This window comes from uncultured Devosia sp., assembly GCF_913055165.1.
GTDB lineage: Bacteria > Pseudomonadota > Alphaproteobacteria > Rhizobiales > Devosiaceae > Devosia.
The window spans coordinates 1-14,765 of record NZ_CAJXJS010000072.1 but is presented as its reverse complement, the minus strand read 5'-3'; the positions used below and the strand labels follow the sequence as shown (position 1 = coordinate 14,765).

The following is a 14,765-nucleotide window of genomic DNA, read 5'->3' as shown; positions in this document are numbered from 1 at the left end:
ACCACACTAAACGCAATGATCAGAACCCAGACCGACTACGCCAACCCAGCTCCAAGCTGAATACAGTTGCCAGTGGACCGGTTTTAGGTGAGAACGCCATGAGAGCTAGCCTCGTGTAGCAAGAAGCTCATCGCCTAACCGCCAATTCATCCTATGGCGCGCGCTCGGACGTCGCGGCCAGTTGTCCGCGACACCGCTCCTCAAATCTCCGCCTGCTTTTCAACCTCGGGAGCGGCAGGGGCAATTGTTACGCCTGCCTTCTCCAGGGCCGCCCGAACTGCTGCCGCCAATTCGACCGCCCCGGGCGTATCCCCATGCAGGCAGATCGACCGTGCCGAGGATTTTACCACCGTGCCATCAATGGCCAGGATCTCGCCGGCCTGTGCGAGCCTCAGACAGCGATCGATGACCTGTTGGGGGTCGTCGATGACAGAGCCCTCTTGTTGTCGCGACACAAGCAGGCCCTCTGCAGTATAGGCCCTGTCCGCATAGGCCTCCCGGATGAGAGGCAGACCGACAGCCTTGGCCGCCCGTACCTGTTGGCTGTTGTCGAGCGCCAGCACAGCCATGTCGGGGTCCATGGCCTGAATAGCGGCAAAGATGCCAACGGCCAGGGCAAGCTCTTCGGCCGTCTGGTTGGCCAGCGCGCCATGCAGCTTCACATAGGACAGCGGCACCGCCACCTCGTCGGCGATGTGGCGCACCAAGATGAGCTGTCCCCTGATCTGTCCCAGCACCTGGTCGAGCGGCATAACCACCCGGAAGCGGCCGAAACGCTTGGGATCTGCATAGCCTGGATGAGCCCCCGCCATAACCCCATTTGCCTTGCAGGCCTCGAGTATTCTCCGGATAGTCGCCGCATCGCCCGCATGCCCCCCACAGGCAATCGAGGCACTGGAGACGATCTGCAACAAGTCATCATCCGTGCCCATGCCTTCGCCCAAATCAGCGTTGAGGTCGATGCTGGTCATGATGAGCGGCTCCGCAACAGGCGGTGGGCATGCTCCACGCTCACCGGCGCAAAGGCAACAGCTTCGCCGGGACGAATCTGCGCAAAGCGATCGAAATCTGCCGAGATGACCGTGCCTATGCGCGGGTAGCCGCCGGTCGGCTGATGGTCCCGCATCAGCACGATCGGCGTGCCGTCGCCAAGTATCTGAATATCGCCCGGGAGGATTGGATCGGACACCAGCGACAAGACGCCGGAATCCGCAAAAACGCCCCCTTCGTCGATCAGCCTGACGCCCATGCGATCCATCATCGACGACACCTGGAACTGACCGTCCACAAAGCGCTGCCGCACCTCTGGCGAGAACACGTCGGCATGGATGCCCCAAACGAACCGTACGGGCCCGATGGTTGGTTCTTCCGGCATGGGCTTGGGCAGCTTCCTGCTTGCCGGGCCGGAAAACGACAATTGGTCACCCGCTTGAAGGGCCCGTCCATCCAGACCACCGATTCTGGCTCGCGTGCTTGTGGCTCTGCTGCCAAGAACCAATGGCAGGTTCAGCTGACTGCCAAAGCGCAGATAGCCATAATTGCCCCATGCACCGGGACTGATGTCGATCTCATCGCCCGCCCTCATAGCTGCGCAACCCGGCCACTTGAGTGCAAGACCGTTGAGATGCACGGCGAAGTCGCCACCGGCCCAACCCAGAGATAGTTCTCCCGCCTCCATCCGCAGCGTGAGGCCGGCACGCGTGAACTCGATCCCGGCCCCATCATCGGCACCGGCCAGCGCTCCAGCCAGATCGAAGGCATCATTGTCCATCGGCCCTGAGGCACTGATTCCATGGGCCAACCGGCCGAAACGGCCCTGCTCCTGCACCGTGCAGAGGGGCCCGGCGCGCACAACGCGTAATAAGGCGGTCAATGGATAGCCTCGAATATCACGCGGTCTCCCGCCTGTAGCCGTGTTGGCGGCTCTGCACTGGCATCAAAATTGCGAAACTGGGTGTGTCCGATGACATGCCAGCCAGTGGGGATTTCCGTCGCGGCAATGGCGGTCTGCCCGGCAGCGAATAATACGCTGCCCGCTGGGACGCGCGGACGGACGGTTGTGCGGCGCGGGAGGATCAAACGCGCGCCATGAAACCCGCAATAGACAAAGCCGGGTGCAAACCCGGTGGCCAGGACGCGCAATTCAGAATCGTTGTGCATCTGGACAAAATCTTCCGGACGCACCCCCAGGGTCATCGCCACCTCGACGAGATCCGGCCCGTCGAAATGCACGGCGATCCGATGTGACCGCGTAGATTCCCACGAGGCCTCACCTGACCATCGCAGCGCCAATTCGCCAGAGAGCCGTATCCGATCGGTCACCGCCGGGTCATAGCGCACCAGCACCGAAACCAAGCTCGGCACTACTTCCACCACGCCGGCGATGGCATCGGTCTCCAGCTGGGCGGCAAATGCCAAGGCCGCCCGATTGGCGACGTCGTCCAGGCTTTTGCCAAACCGTACAAGCAGTGCCGCATCGCCCAAAGGAGCGATTTCAGGCTTTATTTGCCTTCGGGCAAGCGGTCCATGGGCGGCTGTTTTCGGTGATTGTTCCATCGGGGATGCAGTCGTTCAGATCGGACCGCATCCCGTCAAGGGTTCACACCACACGCCCCGCAACAAAGCACTGCGGCAGGCTATCGTTCAAAACGCGGAGTCATGTTTCAATTGGGGTCGCGACCCTCCTGCTCAACCACCGCCTCGAACAGGGTGCGGGCCTGCCCTGCCCCGATGGCCTCAATGGCCACGGCAGCAATGGCTGCAAACAGCTCCGCAATTTCCTGGGGATCGGTGATTTCGGCGTCGTCTTCGTCGGCGTCGGCGTTGATCAAGGTGAACATGAGTAACGCGCCTCCACACTGAAGCGGGATGCGGAAGTAGGGAGACGGTTTCCGCAGAAGCCCGCGACCACAATAGTCTGGAACCAGACTGGCTCCAGACGAGCCTACGAGTATCAGTGTGCTTCGATTCCGTTACTGCTTAAATAACACAATGTTCTGGCATCGGGCAGAACCGCCCTTGCCCACAATGTCAGCCTCGCTTACGCTTCGCCCGCTTTCACGAAATTGTCGCACAGATGAGAAACGCAAGTTCTCGCAGGCGGTTGCCGGAATTCAGCGTGCATTCCGCAATCAGGACGATTCGTCCTCCAAACGCTCAAGATAGGCCTCGATATCGTCCAGGCTCGCTGAAAATGGCTTGGGAACGTCGCCATAGACAATCCTGAAGCTCTCATCCTCGCGTATGGCGTGCCCGCCGGGCTGGCCCAGCGTCTTGATCTTGTCCGATGTGAGGATGGTCAATCCGTGCCGCGCGGCAACCCGTTTCATGCGCCGCATGCGCGAAGCATCAAATTCCTTGCGGCTCATGGTGTGCTTCCCGAAGCCAGCGCGCCAGGGCCGGAGGGGCGGCAGCGCGCAAACAAAAATGGCGGGCAGGGAGGGATTCGAACCCCCGGAAGGCTTGCACCTTCGCCGGTTTTCAAGACCGGAGCAATCAACCGCTCTGCCACCTGCCCGTGACCTGAGCCTTTAGCGGCGACGGCGGGCGCTGTCCAGCCCCGCCGCCTCGCCAGTGTTATGGCAACAACACAACCGACCCGGTTGTTTCCCGCCCTTCAAGGGCGCGATGGGCCTCGGCAACGTCAGCCAGGGTATAGGTCCGGCCGATCTCGACCTTGATGTCGCCCGCACGCACCGCCTCGAACAGGGCCTTCGCCCCCTCCAGCAGGTATTCGCGACTCGGAAAGTAGTGTGTGCCGGTTGGCCGGGTAACAAAGAGCGATCCCTTGCGCGCCAGGATACCGAGATCTGGCACACTCACCGGCCCCGAGGCATTGCCGAAGCTGACCAGCAGGCCGCGCGGACGGAGGCAATCAAGTGACCCCTCAAATGTCGACTTGCCGACCCCGTCATAAACGACATCGACACCCTTGCCACCGGTAAACTCCCGGACCAGAGCCGGGAAGTCTTCGATGCTGTAGTCAATGACATGATGACAGCCATGATCGAGTGCCTTCTGCACCTTCTCCGCGCTGCCTGCTGTTCCAATCACTGTTGCGCCCAGCGCCCGTGCCCATTGTGTTGCAATCAGGCCTGTCCCGCCGGCAGCGGCATGCCACAGAATGGTCTCGCCAGATTGAACAGGCCAGGTCTTGAACAGCAGATAATAGGCCGTCAGCCCCTTGAGGAGGAGGGCGGCAGCGGTCTGATCATCCACCCCGTCGGGGATGGGAACGAGCTTTTGCACCGGCATCAGCCGCTCATCCGCATAGGCGCCGGGCGTGCCCTGGTAGCAGACCCGGTCGCCAACCTTGACCTCGGTCACGCCTTCGCCGACGGCGATGACCTCGCCTGCCCCCTCATTGCCACCCACGAATGGAAGATTTTGGGGATAGAGGCCTGAGCGCTGATAGGTATCGATGAAATTGAGGCCGATGGCCGTCTGCCGCAGGCGGACCTGACCGGGTCCCGGTTCACCGACATCCCAGTCCTCTATGGACAATACATCGGGTCCGCCGGTTTGATTGATGGCGACTACTCTGGTCATTTGGGAGTCCTGGGCTTCCTTGGTGCCGATTTCGGGCGCGATTGCGACCGGTTGGCGCTTGTCGATTTGGGGCGCGGCTTGGGAGGCGTCGTCGATGCCGTCGGTGCCACCGAAACCGGCGCAGCTCCGCCAATGGCTGCAATGGCCGCAGAGGCCGATACGGAACCCGTATCACCTGTGAATGGCGTGAACTCCACCGCGTGCTTCTTGCCCCCTGCCGCTTTCTCTTTGCGGCCCTTGGCAAAGATGTTGATGGCTTCCACCAGCACCGAGAAGGCCATGGCAGAATAGATATAGCCCTTGGGAATGTGGAAACCCAGGCCATCGGCGACCAGCGTCACGCCGATCAGCAGCAGGAACGCCAGGGCCAGCATCTTGGTTGTCGGATGGTCAGCAACGAACTTGGCAATCGGACCCGAAGCAAAGAACATCACAGCCACGGCCACGAGCACGGCAGCGACCATGACGACCACCTGGTCGGCCGGCACCATGCCCACAGCGGTGATGATCGAATCGATCGAAAACACCATGTCGATGACAACGATCTGCACCAGGATGGCCTGCAGGCTGGCCTTGGCGCCTTCCATCAGGCCCACTTCGTGCGGCTCCTCGATCGCCGCATGCATCTCGTGCGTCGCCTTGTAGATCAGGAAACCACCGCCGGCGATCAGGATGATGTCCTTCCACGAGAAACCGTGGCCGAACGCCTCGAATACCGGTTCCTTGAGCTGCACGATCACGCTGATCAGCAGCAGCAGCACGATCCGGAACACCAGTGCCAGCCCGATGCCGAGCTTGCGGGCAAACTCCGCCTGCTCCCGCGGCAAGCGCGAGACCAACACCGAAATGAAGACGATATTGTCGATACCCAGCACGATCTCCATGACCGTCAAGGTGGCAAAGGCAATCCACACATTGGGATCGGCCAGAAGTTCAAGCATCAAGAGCTCCGGTCAACAAATGAGAGAGTGGGCGCCAATCTAGAGCGGTCATGCTCCAGGGTGAAGGTCGCGTAAGGAGTTTTTCCATGTCTGCGTCATCAAGCCGAATGCCCTTCTCCTTGCAGCGCTGGTATCTCCACAATGGCCGGTGCTAGGCTCCGGTTCCGTACCCCAACGAGTGCAAATCCATGGAAGCCTTCTCCCCGCTCACTGCCACCCTGGGAGGCATATTGATTGGTCTCGCCTCAGCCGTGCTCTGGCTTGGCAATGGCCGCATTGCCGGCATCTCCGGAATTTTTGGCCAATTGCTACCACCCGCCCAGACTGTGGTTTGGCGCCTGGTATTTCTGGTTGCCCTGGTGGCGGCCACGGCCCTGACGGCGCTCGCATTCCCGCAGATCGGCGTCGGCGGCGCGGAGCCGGCACAGCTTGCCGCTCCGCCCGCCGCATGGTCCATCCCCACGCCGGTCTGGATCGCGATCGCCGGCCTGTTGACGGGCATTGGGACCAAGATCGGCAATGGTTGCACCTCGGGGCATGGGGTCTGCGGCTTGGCGCGACTTTCGCTGCGCTCGCTCGTCGCGGTCATCGTGTTCTTCTCGGTGGCCATCCTCACCGTCACCATTACGGGGATTGTCTGATGGCTGTGCTTCGATTGCCCTATCTGGCCACAGCGGCAGTGAGTGGCGCCCTCTTCGGAGCCGGCCTCTACGTCTCGCAGATGGTGGACCCGCTCAAGGTCCTGCGCTTTCTCGATTTCACCGCCATCCCCACTGGCGGCTGGGATCCAAGCCTGGCCTTTGTCATTGTCCCCGCCATTCTGGTCATGTTCGTTGCCGTGCGGCTCGGGCGGCAACGTCCTGCCCCGCTTTTCGACACCAGCTTCCATGAGCCTGAATACAGGAAAATAGACGGTCGCCTTGTCGGTGGCGCAGCCCTGTTCGGCCTGGGTTGGGGCATGTCAGGCATCTGCCCTGGCCCCGCCATATCCTTGGTCGCCTTTCAGCCTGATGGTCTCTGGTTGTTTCTGGCGGCCATGTTCGCCGGTTCGCTGGCAGGCAGCGTGATCCTGCCCAGCGGTCACAATCGTCGCCTCGCGGACGCTGCGCGATGAACAAGGATGCCGATATCATTGTCGTGGGCGGGGGCCTGGCCGGCGTCGCAGCGGCGGTAGCCCTGGCCAGGGCCGGGCAAAGCGTGATCCACTTGGCCCCCCCTGCCCCTCCAGACCGGCGCACCTCGGCCTTGATGATGCCCAGCGTCGATTTCCTGAAGGCGTCGGGACTTGTGGACGATCCGGCGGCCATTGGCCATCCGCTCTCGGCCATCCGGATCATCGATGCAACAAACCGCCTCATTCGCGCGCCCGAAACGCTGTTTGACGCGAGCGAGGCTGGTCTCCCCACCTTCGGCTGGAATTTCCCCAACACCGCCCTTCTGGCCCGGTTTCAGGCTGCCGCGCCCGCTCGCGGCCTGGAAACCCGCAACCACGCCGTTACCGGATGGCGACAGGAGGACGAACTCGGGGTCGTTACACTGGACAATGGCAGCGAACTTGCAGCACCCCTCATCGTTGCGGCCGATGGCAAGAAGTCCACGCTCCGCTCCGCGGCCGGCATCAAGGCGCGCGAGCATCATTTCGCTGAGGCCGCCCTTGTTTGTGACCTGGAATTGGCGCGGCCTCTGGGGAGCACATCGGTGGAGTTTCATTACCCCCATGGGCCATTCACCCTGGTCCCCGCTGGCGGGACAAAAGCCAACCTGGTCTGGATCGACGAAGAACCCCTGCTGCGCCAGACTCAAGCAGGCGGGCCCGAAGCCCTGCTCGCGGCCCTGAGGGAGCGATCACAACGCCTGTTTGGCGCCCCCCAATTGGCGTCTCCAAGCTTTGTGTTCCCATTGTCGTCGCTAACCGTCGATACCGCCGGCAAGGAAAGCCTCGTCCTGGTCGGGGAAGCAGCGCACGCCTTCCCGCCGATTGGCGCACAAGGGCTCAATCTGGGTCTTCGCGACGTCGCTGATCTCCTGGAGGCGGTCAACGCCGCAGACGGGGGCGACCAGGGACGGGGCCACATCGTCAGCGCCGACTACGCGCGCCGCCGCGCGGCCGATTTGGCGCGCACCGGTAGCATGGTTGATACGCTGTTCCGGTCCCTTTTGGCCGATATGGTGCCGAGCCAGGCCGCCCGCGCGGCTGGCCTCTGGGCATTGAAGCTGCTGCCACCATTGCGGCGTCAGGCTTTTGCGCTGGGAATGGGCGCGCGGCGCTAGCCAACAAAAAGGGCGCGGTCTCCCGCGCCCTCCAAAATTGCCATTAGCGGCTGCTTACTGAGCCGGGGCCTCTTCAGTCGGGGCCTGGTCGCCGGCCGGAGCCGCTGCACCTTCACCCGAAAGCTGCTGGCGCAACTGCTCGGCCCGGTCCTGAAGCACCTGTTCGAGCGCGTTCTCACCCGATTCCTGCTGCTGCAGCTGCTCGAAGGACAGGGCAGCATCGCTGTCGTAGGTGGCGGTGAAGCCCGCCAGGTCGATCTCGATCGACAGATCCTGGTTCTGCCGGTTCTTGGCAGTCAGAGTCAGCTTGGCGCCGCGCTTGAGCGAATTGACGTATTGCTCGTTGATGACCAGCTGGGTCGAACACGATTGCACGTCACACAACATATAGGGCACGCGAACCGGCTTGGCATTGTCGATCTGCCAGGTGAGGCCGAAGGGCAGCAGCACCCCGAGCGGCACTGCAGCCACTGCCAGCAGGCGGCTTTCCTGGCCCGGATCGTCGCGCAAGAGGAACGAGCCGAGGAACTGGCCATTGGCCAGCACTACCTGACGCATCAGGCAGGCCTTCTGGCCATCGGGAAGCGGGTCACAAACCTTGAGCCAGTTCTGCGAGGCCAGGCTATCGACGGCGGCAGCGACCTCATCGGTCGCCGAACCTTCGGCAGGCGCAGCCTCTTCGGCAGCCGGCGTTTCGGTCGTCGCTTCCTGCGCAATAGTCGCAATCGGGGACAGCATCAGTGCGGCCACCGCAACACTGGCGACGAGGGGTTTCCTGAAAATCATAGAATGTCCTTGCCTTCCTTGGCGGTCCCGGCGGCGCCTGGCCGCCATGAAATTCGAACTGCCCTTCAAGGGCGCAAATCGGGCAATAACATGACCGATAGGCCTTGCCAAAACATTATGCGCGCCATCGTGGATGTGGGGCCACTCAACCCACCGATTCCGCCAGTTTTGCGAGCTTTGAGAGTATTGCAGCAGTGCCCTTGAGACGCTGCTCGGGGGTCGGCCAGTTACGCGCGAACACAAGTTTCTGATCGGGCTTGATGCGCACCTGGTTGCCCGGATCGCTCACCAGCTTCACAAGGCCGGCCGGATTTGGGAACTCGTTCTTGCGAAGGCTGATGACCGCGCCCTTCGGGCCAGCATCGACCTTTTCGACATTGGCCTGCCGGCAAAGCGACTTGACCAGAATGATCTTGAGAAGGGCCTCGACCTCTTCTGGAAGCGGCCCGAACCGGTCAATCAGCTCGGCGCCCGCCGCATCAATGTCCCGCACATCATTGAGATCACCCAGCTTGCGGTAAAGCTGCATGCGCAATTGCAGGTCAGGCACATAGTGCTCCGGAATCATCACCGGCATGCCCAGCGAAATCTGCGGGCTCCATTCGTTGCGGTCCTCGTATTCCTCCTCGCCCGATTTGAGGCTGGCAACCGCCTCCTCGAGCATGGCCTGATAGAGCTCGTAGCCCACCTCACGAATATGACCGGACTGTTCGTCGCCCAGAAGGTTACCGGCGCCCCGAATATCAAGGTCATGGCTGGCCAGCTGGAACCCGGCCCCCAGACTTTCAAGGGACTGCAACACACCCAGACGCCGTTCGGCCGTATCGGTCAGCTTGCGGTCGGGTGGGACCGTAAACAGGGCATAGGCGCGCTGCTTGGAGCGACCGATGCGCCCGCGGATCTGATAGAGCTGCGCCAGGCCGAACTGATCGGCCCGATGCACAATCAGCGTATTGGCATTGGGGATGTCGAGGCCGGACTCAACGATTGTCGTGGCCAGCAGCACATCGAACTTGTTGTCGTAGAAGGCATTCATGATGTCGTCGAGTTCACCCGGCGGCATCTGCCCATTGGCAACCACGAACGACACTTCCGGCACTTGTTGCCGCAGGAATTCGGCAATGTCGGGCTGGTCCTTGATCCTGGGCACGACATAGAAGCTCTGCCCTCCGCGATACTTCTCGCGCAGAAGCGCCTCGCGGATCGAGAGTGGATCGAACGGCGAAATGAATGTGCGGATGGCCAGCCGGTCCACTGGCGGCGTCGCCAGGAGCGACAGGTCGCGCACGCCCGTCAGCGCCAGCTGCAGGGTCCGCGGGATTGGTGTCGCGGTCAGCGTCAGCACATGCACATTGGCCTTGAGCTCTTTCAGGCGCTCCTTGTGGCCGACGCCGAAATGCTGCTCTTCATCGATCACCAGCAGGCCGAGATCCTTGAACTTGATCGATTTGCTCAGAAGGGCATGCGTGCCCACCACGATATCGACCTGCCCATCGGCAAGCCCGTCCTTGGTCGCCTTGAGTTCGGCGGCAGGAACCATGCGTGAGGCATGCCGCACGCGCACCGGCAGTCCGTTGAAGCGCTCTGAGAAGGTCTTGAAATGTTGACGCGCCAGAAGCGTCGTCGGCACAACGACCGCCACCTGCTTGCCACTCAAGGCCACTGCGAACGCCGCCCGCAAGGCCACTTCGGTCTTGCCGAAGCCCACATCGCCGCAAACCAGCCTGTCCATGACCTTTCCGGAAGAAATGTCATCGAACACGGCCTCGATGGCATTGAGCTGGTCTTCGGTCTCCTCATAGGGGAAACGCGCAGCAAATTCGTCATAGGCCCCGCTGTTGATGTCGACAACATCGGCCTTGGTGAGCAGCCGCTGAGCCGCCAGCTTGATCAGCTGCTCCGCCATATCGCGGATGCGCTTCTTGAGCTTGCCCTTCTTTGCCTGCCAGGCCATGCCGCCCAGCTTGTCCAGCGTTACCGAAGCGTCGTCGGACCCGTAGCGCGTGAGCAGTTCGATGTTCTCGACGGGCAGGTAAAGCTTGGTGTCGCCAGCATATTGCAGTTCGACACATTCATGCGGCGCCCCGCCCGCCTCAATGACCTTGAGACCGATAAAGCGGCCGATGCCGTGATCGACATGTACGACCAGGTCACCTTCGCTCAGGCTCGCGGCTTCCGTCAGCGCATCGGAGGCCTTCTTCTTGCGCTGCGGCCTGAGAATGCGCTCGCCCAGAATGTCCTGTTCGGACAGAACCAGCAGGTCCCGGGTCTCGAACCCGGTTTCGAGCGGCAGAACCACCAGCGACGTCGTTGCCGCACTGGTCGATTCCGCATCCCGCCAGTTCTCCGCCAGCCGCGGGTGAGTCAGGCCGTGGTCTTTGAGCACCTGGGCCATGCGGTCGCGCGTACCGGCACTCCAGCAGGCGATGACGGCACGGCGCCCTTCACGGCGTTCCGCCAGGAGCCGATCGACGACGGCCTGGAACAGATTGACGTCCGATGCCGCCCGCTCGGCTGCAAAACTTGGCGCAATGCGACCGCCTGCATCGTCCCCACCAGCCGCTTCGGAGGCAATGAAGGGCGATAGCCTGACCACCGATGCCCCCGCCAGGCTCGTGGGGGCAACATCCAGATCATAGAGGAGATCAGGCTTGATCGGCTTGTATGGAGCCCCTGCCCCCGCCACTATGGGCGCCTGCCGGGCCGCTTCGCGGGCATCGTAATAGTCCCGGATTTGCTCGGCCCGCTCGGCAAAGGCCTCGGCAACCTGATCATCGAACACGAAGGGGGCGTCACCCACATAGTCCGCCAGCCGGTCCATGTGGTCGTAGAAGAATGGCAGCCAGTGTTCCGTACCCGAATAGCGGGATCCACCGCTCACCGTTGCATAGAGCGTATCGTCCACCGTGTTGCCACCAAAGGCTGCGGTGTAGTTCTGCCGAAAGCGGCGAATGGTCTCCTCGTTAAGGACGACCTCGCTCATAGGTGTCAGATCGACGCGCTTGAGCGTTCCAGTAGTCCGCTGGCTATCCGGATCAAATGTACGGATGGATTCGAGCTGGCTACCGAAAAAATCGAAACGCAGAGGCGATTCCGATCCTGCAGGGAACAGGTCGACCAACCCGCCACGCACCGCAAACTCACCGCTTTCCCGCACTGTGGGCACGCGCAGATAGCCATTGTTTGCAGCCCAGGCGATCAGCTTGTTGCTATCCACCACGCGGCCAACCACGGCCGAAAAGCTCATCGTCTCGACCAGATCGCGCGGCGGCAGCTTCTGGATCAACGCATTGACTGCCGTCAGCACGACGGCGCCCTTGGCTCCGCTGGTCAGAGCGGCCAGGGCATTCATGCGCGCTGCAATCGTCACGGTATTGGGCGAAACCCGGTCATATGGCAGGCAGTCCCAGGCCGGCAGCGTCAGAATGGTGTGGCCGGGCAGAATAGCGCCCAAAATCTCCGCCATGCGCTGCATGCGACGCCCGTCGCGCGCCACAAACACCAGACTGGCAACATCTTCCGGCGCATCCTTCAGGCGCTGCTCGACCAGCCGGGCCAGCACCATGGGCTGCATCCCATCGGGCACGTTGGAGATCGTGCGCACCTGCGGGGCAATGCCGGCCAATTCGTTCATCGTTCGATCCGGGCTTGATGGTCAGCAATCACCATCGCGAGAAACTCGGCATCCACATGCGCCGGCGGTTCTTCCTGCCGCATCACCCATTTGAGCAATGGCGGGTCTTCCTCATTCATGAGCGTTTCCAGCCGGTCCAGTTCGTCAGGGCCGAAGCCGTCCACATTGGCATCGGCAAATGGGCCCAGGATCAGGTCCATCTCCTTGGTCCCCCGATGCCAGGCGCGGTAGCGCAAGCGCTTGCGCCGAATGGCAATATCTTCACCGGCCGTCATTTGACACCCATGATTGAAAAATGTTCGCGATTTGGACGCGTTCTTACGCGCAAAGGCGAGCCTTGTCACGGCGCCAATACGGCTCTGACCTGGACTGCGGTGCGGCTAAGTCACCATCAGCCAGACCAGATAAAGCGCTCCAAGCAGCAATATCCAGCTGGCGGCCGCCAATGCCGCAATAACGAGAAGCCGCCGCCGGCGAAACCGGCGCCTGCGCTCACTTGCCGGTAGGGCTCCGGCGAGCTCTGTGTTGTCGGGCAATTTGCCCTCCTCCCGGGAACTTAAGTTCCTCTATGGACAATTACTGAACCTGGACCCTTAGTTCGGCAAGCGTTTTTTGTGACAGTTCTGTAGCCTGCCCTGTCATGACGGTCCGCGCCAACTAAGATGGCGTGAGGAGACGAATCGTGAGCAGGCCAGAAGCCCTTCAACCCCTGTTTCGGTCGCTGCACGCCATCAAAGGCGTGGGGGACAAGCTGGCTGCGCTGTTGACCCGCTTTTTCGGCGCGCCCGAAGGGCAGGAAGCAGTGGTGCTGGATGTGCTCATGCACATGCCCTCGGGCGTTGTCGATCGCCGCCGTCAGGTGGGCATCGCCGAAGCCTACCTCAATCAGATCGTCACTCTGCGCCTGCACATCGACCGGCACCAACCACCGCCTCGCGGCAAACCTCACATACCGCACCGCGTTTTCGCCCACGACGAGACCGGAGACATACAGCTGGTATTCTTCCGCGCCCAGGGAGGCTGGATCGAGCGTAGCCTGCCGGTCGGGGAGGAACGCTATGTTTCCGGCCAGATCGGCTTTTTCAATGGCGAGAAGCAGATCACCCACCCTGACTACATCGTGGAACCGGCTAATTTCGCCGCCCTGCCCCTGGTTGAGCCAGTCTATCCGCTCACCAATGGCCTCAGCTCCAAAGCGCTCGCCAAGCTGGTGCGGCAAGCCGTTGATGCCATTCCCGAACTACCCGAATGGATTGCCAGTGACACCATGGCCACGCGCAATTGGCCGCGCTTTGCCGAAGCGATGCGCATGGCACACCTGCCTGAGGACCCGGAGCAGACGCAATTGTGGTCCCCCGCGCGGCAAAGACTTGCCTATGACGAGTACCTGGCGGGGCAGATCACCCTGCAGCTTGTGCGCTCCAGCATGGTTTCGGCACGAGGCGTTTCGCGGTCCTTCACAGGTGAGCTGGCCTCTCGGCTGGCCGCGGCGCTCCCCTTTGCCCTCACAGCGGGCCAGCAACAGGCCCTGGAGGAGATCCGGGCCGATCTCATGGCGCCCGACCGCATGTCGCGCCTGCTCCAGGGTGATGTCGGCTCGGGCAAGACCGTGGTCGCCCTAATGGCCATGGCCGCCATGGCCGAAAGCGGCGCCCAGTCCACGCTCATGGCCCCCACCGAACTCCTCGCTTCGCAGCACTTCCGGACCATTCAACCGCTATGCGAGGCTGCGGGGCTGAATTGCGCCCTCCTCACCGGCAAGATGTCCGCCGCTGACCGACGCAGCATTCTCGCTGGCCTGGCGGACGGCACGATCGCGATCGCCGTTGGCACCCACGCCCTGTTCCAGTCCGACATCACCTTCGCCAATCTCGGCCTGACCGTTGTCGACGAACAACACCGTTTCGGCGTCCACCAGCGCTTGGCGCTGTCTGACAAAGGGCGTCACACCGACCTGCTGGTCATGACGGCGACACCCATTCCCCGCACGCTCGTCCTTACTCACTTTGGCGACATGGCCGTCAGCGTACTTCGCGAAAAACCACGCGGTCGCCAACCGATCGACACTGCAGTGATGTCGATCAACGACTACTCTCGCGTCGTCTCACGCCTGCAATCGCGGCTATCCGAGGGCGCCCAGGCCTATTGGGTGTGTCCCCTTGTGGAGGAAAGCGAAACGCTCGAAGTGGTATCAGCCGAAGACCGCTTCGCAGAACTTCGCAAGGTGTTCGGCGACCAGGTCGCGCTGGTCCACGGACGCATGTCCGCCGCACCCAAGCAAGAGGTCATGCAGCGTTTCAAGGCCGATGAGATCAAATTGCTGGTCGCTACGACGGTGATCGAGGTCGGGGTGGATGTGCCCAATGCAACCATCATGATCATCGAGCATGCCGAACGCTTCGGCCTGGCCCAATTGCACCAGCTCCGTGGCCGTGTCGGCCGCGGCTCGCAACGCTCGGCCTGCCTCCTGCTCTACAAAGACCCGCTCTCGGAAACCGCCAAGGCCCGGCTGGAGACCATAAAATCCACCGAAGACGGCTTCGAGATCGCGGAACGAGACCTGGAACTGCGCGGCCAGGGCGACA

At 62.1% G+C, this 14,765-nt stretch carries 15 protein-coding genes and 1 tRNA gene; 4 read left to right on the top strand and 12 right to left on the bottom strand.

Features of this window, described 5'->3' with window-relative positions; translation table 11 throughout:
- Positions 1 to 200: 200 nt before the first annotated feature.
- The 8 genes from QZ564_RS17025 to QZ564_RS16990 all read right to left on the bottom strand — a co-directional run bounded on the left by QZ564_RS17025 (position 201) and on the right by QZ564_RS16990 (position 5,489).
- Positions 201 to 971, bottom strand: coding sequence for a 5-oxoprolinase subunit PxpA (locus QZ564_RS17025; protein WP_297112533.1), 771 nt, complete (start codon positions 969 to 971; stop codon positions 201 to 203).
- Positions 968 to 1,873 carry a biotin-dependent carboxyltransferase family protein gene (locus QZ564_RS17020; protein ID WP_297112530.1) on the bottom strand — a complete coding sequence of 302 codons (906 nt, stop codon included), beginning with the start codon at positions 1,871 to 1,873 and terminating at the stop codon, positions 968 to 970. Before QZ564_RS17020 ends, QZ564_RS17025 begins: the two co-directional genes overlap by 4 nt.
- The gene (locus QZ564_RS17015) at positions 1,870 to 2,484 is read right to left on the bottom strand and encodes a carboxyltransferase domain-containing protein (protein WP_297112527.1); all 615 of its coding nucleotides are present in this window, start codon (positions 2,482 to 2,484) and stop codon (positions 1,870 to 1,872) included. Before QZ564_RS17015 ends, QZ564_RS17020 begins: the two co-directional genes overlap by 4 nt.
- A 179-nt stretch (positions 2,485 to 2,663) precedes the next feature.
- The gene (locus tag QZ564_RS17010; protein WP_297112524.1) at positions 2,664 to 2,840 is read right to left on the bottom strand and encodes a hypothetical protein; all 177 of its coding nucleotides are present in this window, start codon (positions 2,838 to 2,840) and stop codon (positions 2,664 to 2,666) included.
- A 291-nt stretch (positions 2,841 to 3,131) separates the two neighbouring features.
- The gene (locus QZ564_RS17005) at positions 3,132 to 3,368 is read right to left on the bottom strand and encodes a hypothetical protein (RefSeq protein ID WP_297112521.1); all 237 of its coding nucleotides are present in this window, start codon (positions 3,366 to 3,368) and stop codon (positions 3,132 to 3,134) included.
- A gap of 59 nt (positions 3,369 to 3,427) precedes the next feature.
- A tRNA-Ser gene (locus QZ564_RS17000) sits at positions 3,428 to 3,517 on the bottom strand.
- A 59-nt stretch (positions 3,518 to 3,576) separates the two neighbouring features.
- On the bottom strand, positions 3,577 to 4,548 hold the full coding sequence (locus QZ564_RS16995) for a quinone oxidoreductase (RefSeq protein ID WP_297112517.1): 972 nt from the start codon (positions 4,546 to 4,548) through the stop codon (positions 3,577 to 3,579).
- Complete coding sequence (locus tag QZ564_RS16990) at positions 4,545 to 5,489, bottom strand: TerC family protein (protein ID WP_363312427.1); 945 nt, start codon at positions 5,487 to 5,489, stop codon at positions 4,545 to 4,547. The genes QZ564_RS16995 and QZ564_RS16990 overlap by 4 nt, the downstream gene beginning before the upstream one ends.
- Positions 5,490 to 5,677: 188 nt before the next feature.
- Between QZ564_RS16990 and QZ564_RS16985 the strand changes: the two genes are divergently transcribed.
- From QZ564_RS16985 to QZ564_RS16975, 3 genes are read left to right on the top strand one after another with little or no spacing between them, the layout of a single operon-like run.
- On the top strand, positions 5,678 to 6,130 hold the full coding sequence (locus QZ564_RS16985) for a YeeE/YedE thiosulfate transporter family protein (protein WP_297112514.1): 453 nt from the start codon (positions 5,678 to 5,680) through the stop codon (positions 6,128 to 6,130).
- Positions 6,130 to 6,603: a DUF6691 family protein gene (locus tag QZ564_RS16980; protein WP_297112511.1), complete on the top strand. Its 474-nt coding sequence runs from the start codon at positions 6,130 to 6,132 to the stop codon at positions 6,601 to 6,603. The genes QZ564_RS16985 and QZ564_RS16980 overlap by 1 nt, the downstream gene beginning before the upstream one ends.
- Complete coding sequence (locus tag QZ564_RS16975; protein ID WP_297112508.1) at positions 6,600 to 7,760, top strand: FAD-dependent monooxygenase; 1,161 nt, start codon at positions 6,600 to 6,602, stop codon at positions 7,758 to 7,760. The genes QZ564_RS16980 and QZ564_RS16975 overlap by 4 nt, the downstream gene beginning before the upstream one ends.
- 54 nt (positions 7,761 to 7,814) lie before the next feature.
- On the opposite strand, the gene QZ564_RS16970 is transcribed toward QZ564_RS16975, so the two are convergent.
- The 4 genes from QZ564_RS16970 to QZ564_RS16955 all read right to left on the bottom strand — a co-directional run bounded on the left by QZ564_RS16970 (position 7,815) and on the right by QZ564_RS16955 (position 12,716).
- The gene (locus QZ564_RS16970; RefSeq protein WP_297112505.1) at positions 7,815 to 8,546 is read right to left on the bottom strand and encodes an invasion associated locus B family protein; all 732 of its coding nucleotides are present in this window, start codon (positions 8,544 to 8,546) and stop codon (positions 7,815 to 7,817) included.
- Between the two features lie 145 nt (positions 8,547 to 8,691).
- Entirely contained in the window at positions 8,692 to 12,180 is a 3,489-nt protein-coding gene (gene mfd / locus QZ564_RS16965; protein ID WP_297112502.1) for a transcription-repair coupling factor, read from the bottom strand.
- Positions 12,177 to 12,455, bottom strand: a complete 279-nt coding sequence (locus tag QZ564_RS16960) for a succinate dehydrogenase assembly factor 2 (protein ID WP_297112500.1) — start codon at positions 12,453 to 12,455, stop codon at positions 12,177 to 12,179. The genes mfd and QZ564_RS16960 overlap by 4 nt, the downstream gene beginning before the upstream one ends.
- A 105-nt stretch (positions 12,456 to 12,560) precedes the next feature.
- Entirely contained in the window at positions 12,561 to 12,716 is a 156-nt protein-coding gene (locus QZ564_RS16955; protein WP_297112497.1) for a hypothetical protein, read from the bottom strand.
- A gap of 146 nt (positions 12,717 to 12,862) precedes the next feature.
- Between QZ564_RS16955 and recG the strand changes: the two genes are divergently transcribed.
- Positions 12,863 to 14,765: ATP-dependent DNA helicase RecG (gene recG, locus QZ564_RS16950; RefSeq protein WP_297112495.1), on the top strand; the 1,903-nt coding region annotated here is incomplete at its 3' end.

Coding starts and splice junctions, on each gene's coding strand:
- QZ564_RS17025 (WP_297112533.1), bottom strand. CDS start 971: ATGACCAGCATCGACCTCAACGCTGATTTGGGCGAAGGCATGGGCACG.
- QZ564_RS17010 (WP_297112524.1), bottom strand. CDS start 2,840: ATGTTCACCTTGATCAACGCCGACGCCGACGAAGACGACGCCGAAATC.
- QZ564_RS17005 (WP_297112521.1), bottom strand. CDS start 3,368: ATGAGCCGCAAGGAATTTGATGCTTCGCGCATGCGGCGCATGAAACGG.
- QZ564_RS16995 (WP_297112517.1), bottom strand. CDS start 4,548: ATGACCAGAGTAGTCGCCATCAATCAAACCGGCGGACCCGATGTATTG.
- QZ564_RS16990 (WP_363312427.1), bottom strand. CDS start 5,489: ATGCTTGAACTTCTGGCCGATCCCAATGTGTGGATTGCCTTTGCCACC.
- QZ564_RS16985 (WP_297112514.1), top strand. CDS start 5,678: ATGGAAGCCTTCTCCCCGCTCACTGCCACCCTGGGAGGCATATTGATT.
- QZ564_RS16980 (WP_297112511.1), top strand. CDS start 6,130: ATGGCTGTGCTTCGATTGCCCTATCTGGCCACAGCGGCAGTGAGTGGC.
- QZ564_RS16975 (WP_297112508.1), top strand. CDS start 6,600: ATGAACAAGGATGCCGATATCATTGTCGTGGGCGGGGGCCTGGCCGGC.
- QZ564_RS16970 (WP_297112505.1), bottom strand. CDS start 8,546: ATGATTTTCAGGAAACCCCTCGTCGCCAGTGTTGCGGTGGCCGCACTG.
- mfd (WP_297112502.1), bottom strand. CDS start 12,180: ATGAACGAATTGGCCGGCATTGCCCCGCAGGTGCGCACGATCTCCAAC.
- QZ564_RS16960 (WP_297112500.1), bottom strand. CDS start 12,455: ATGACGGCCGGTGAAGATATTGCCATTCGGCGCAAGCGCTTGCGCTAC.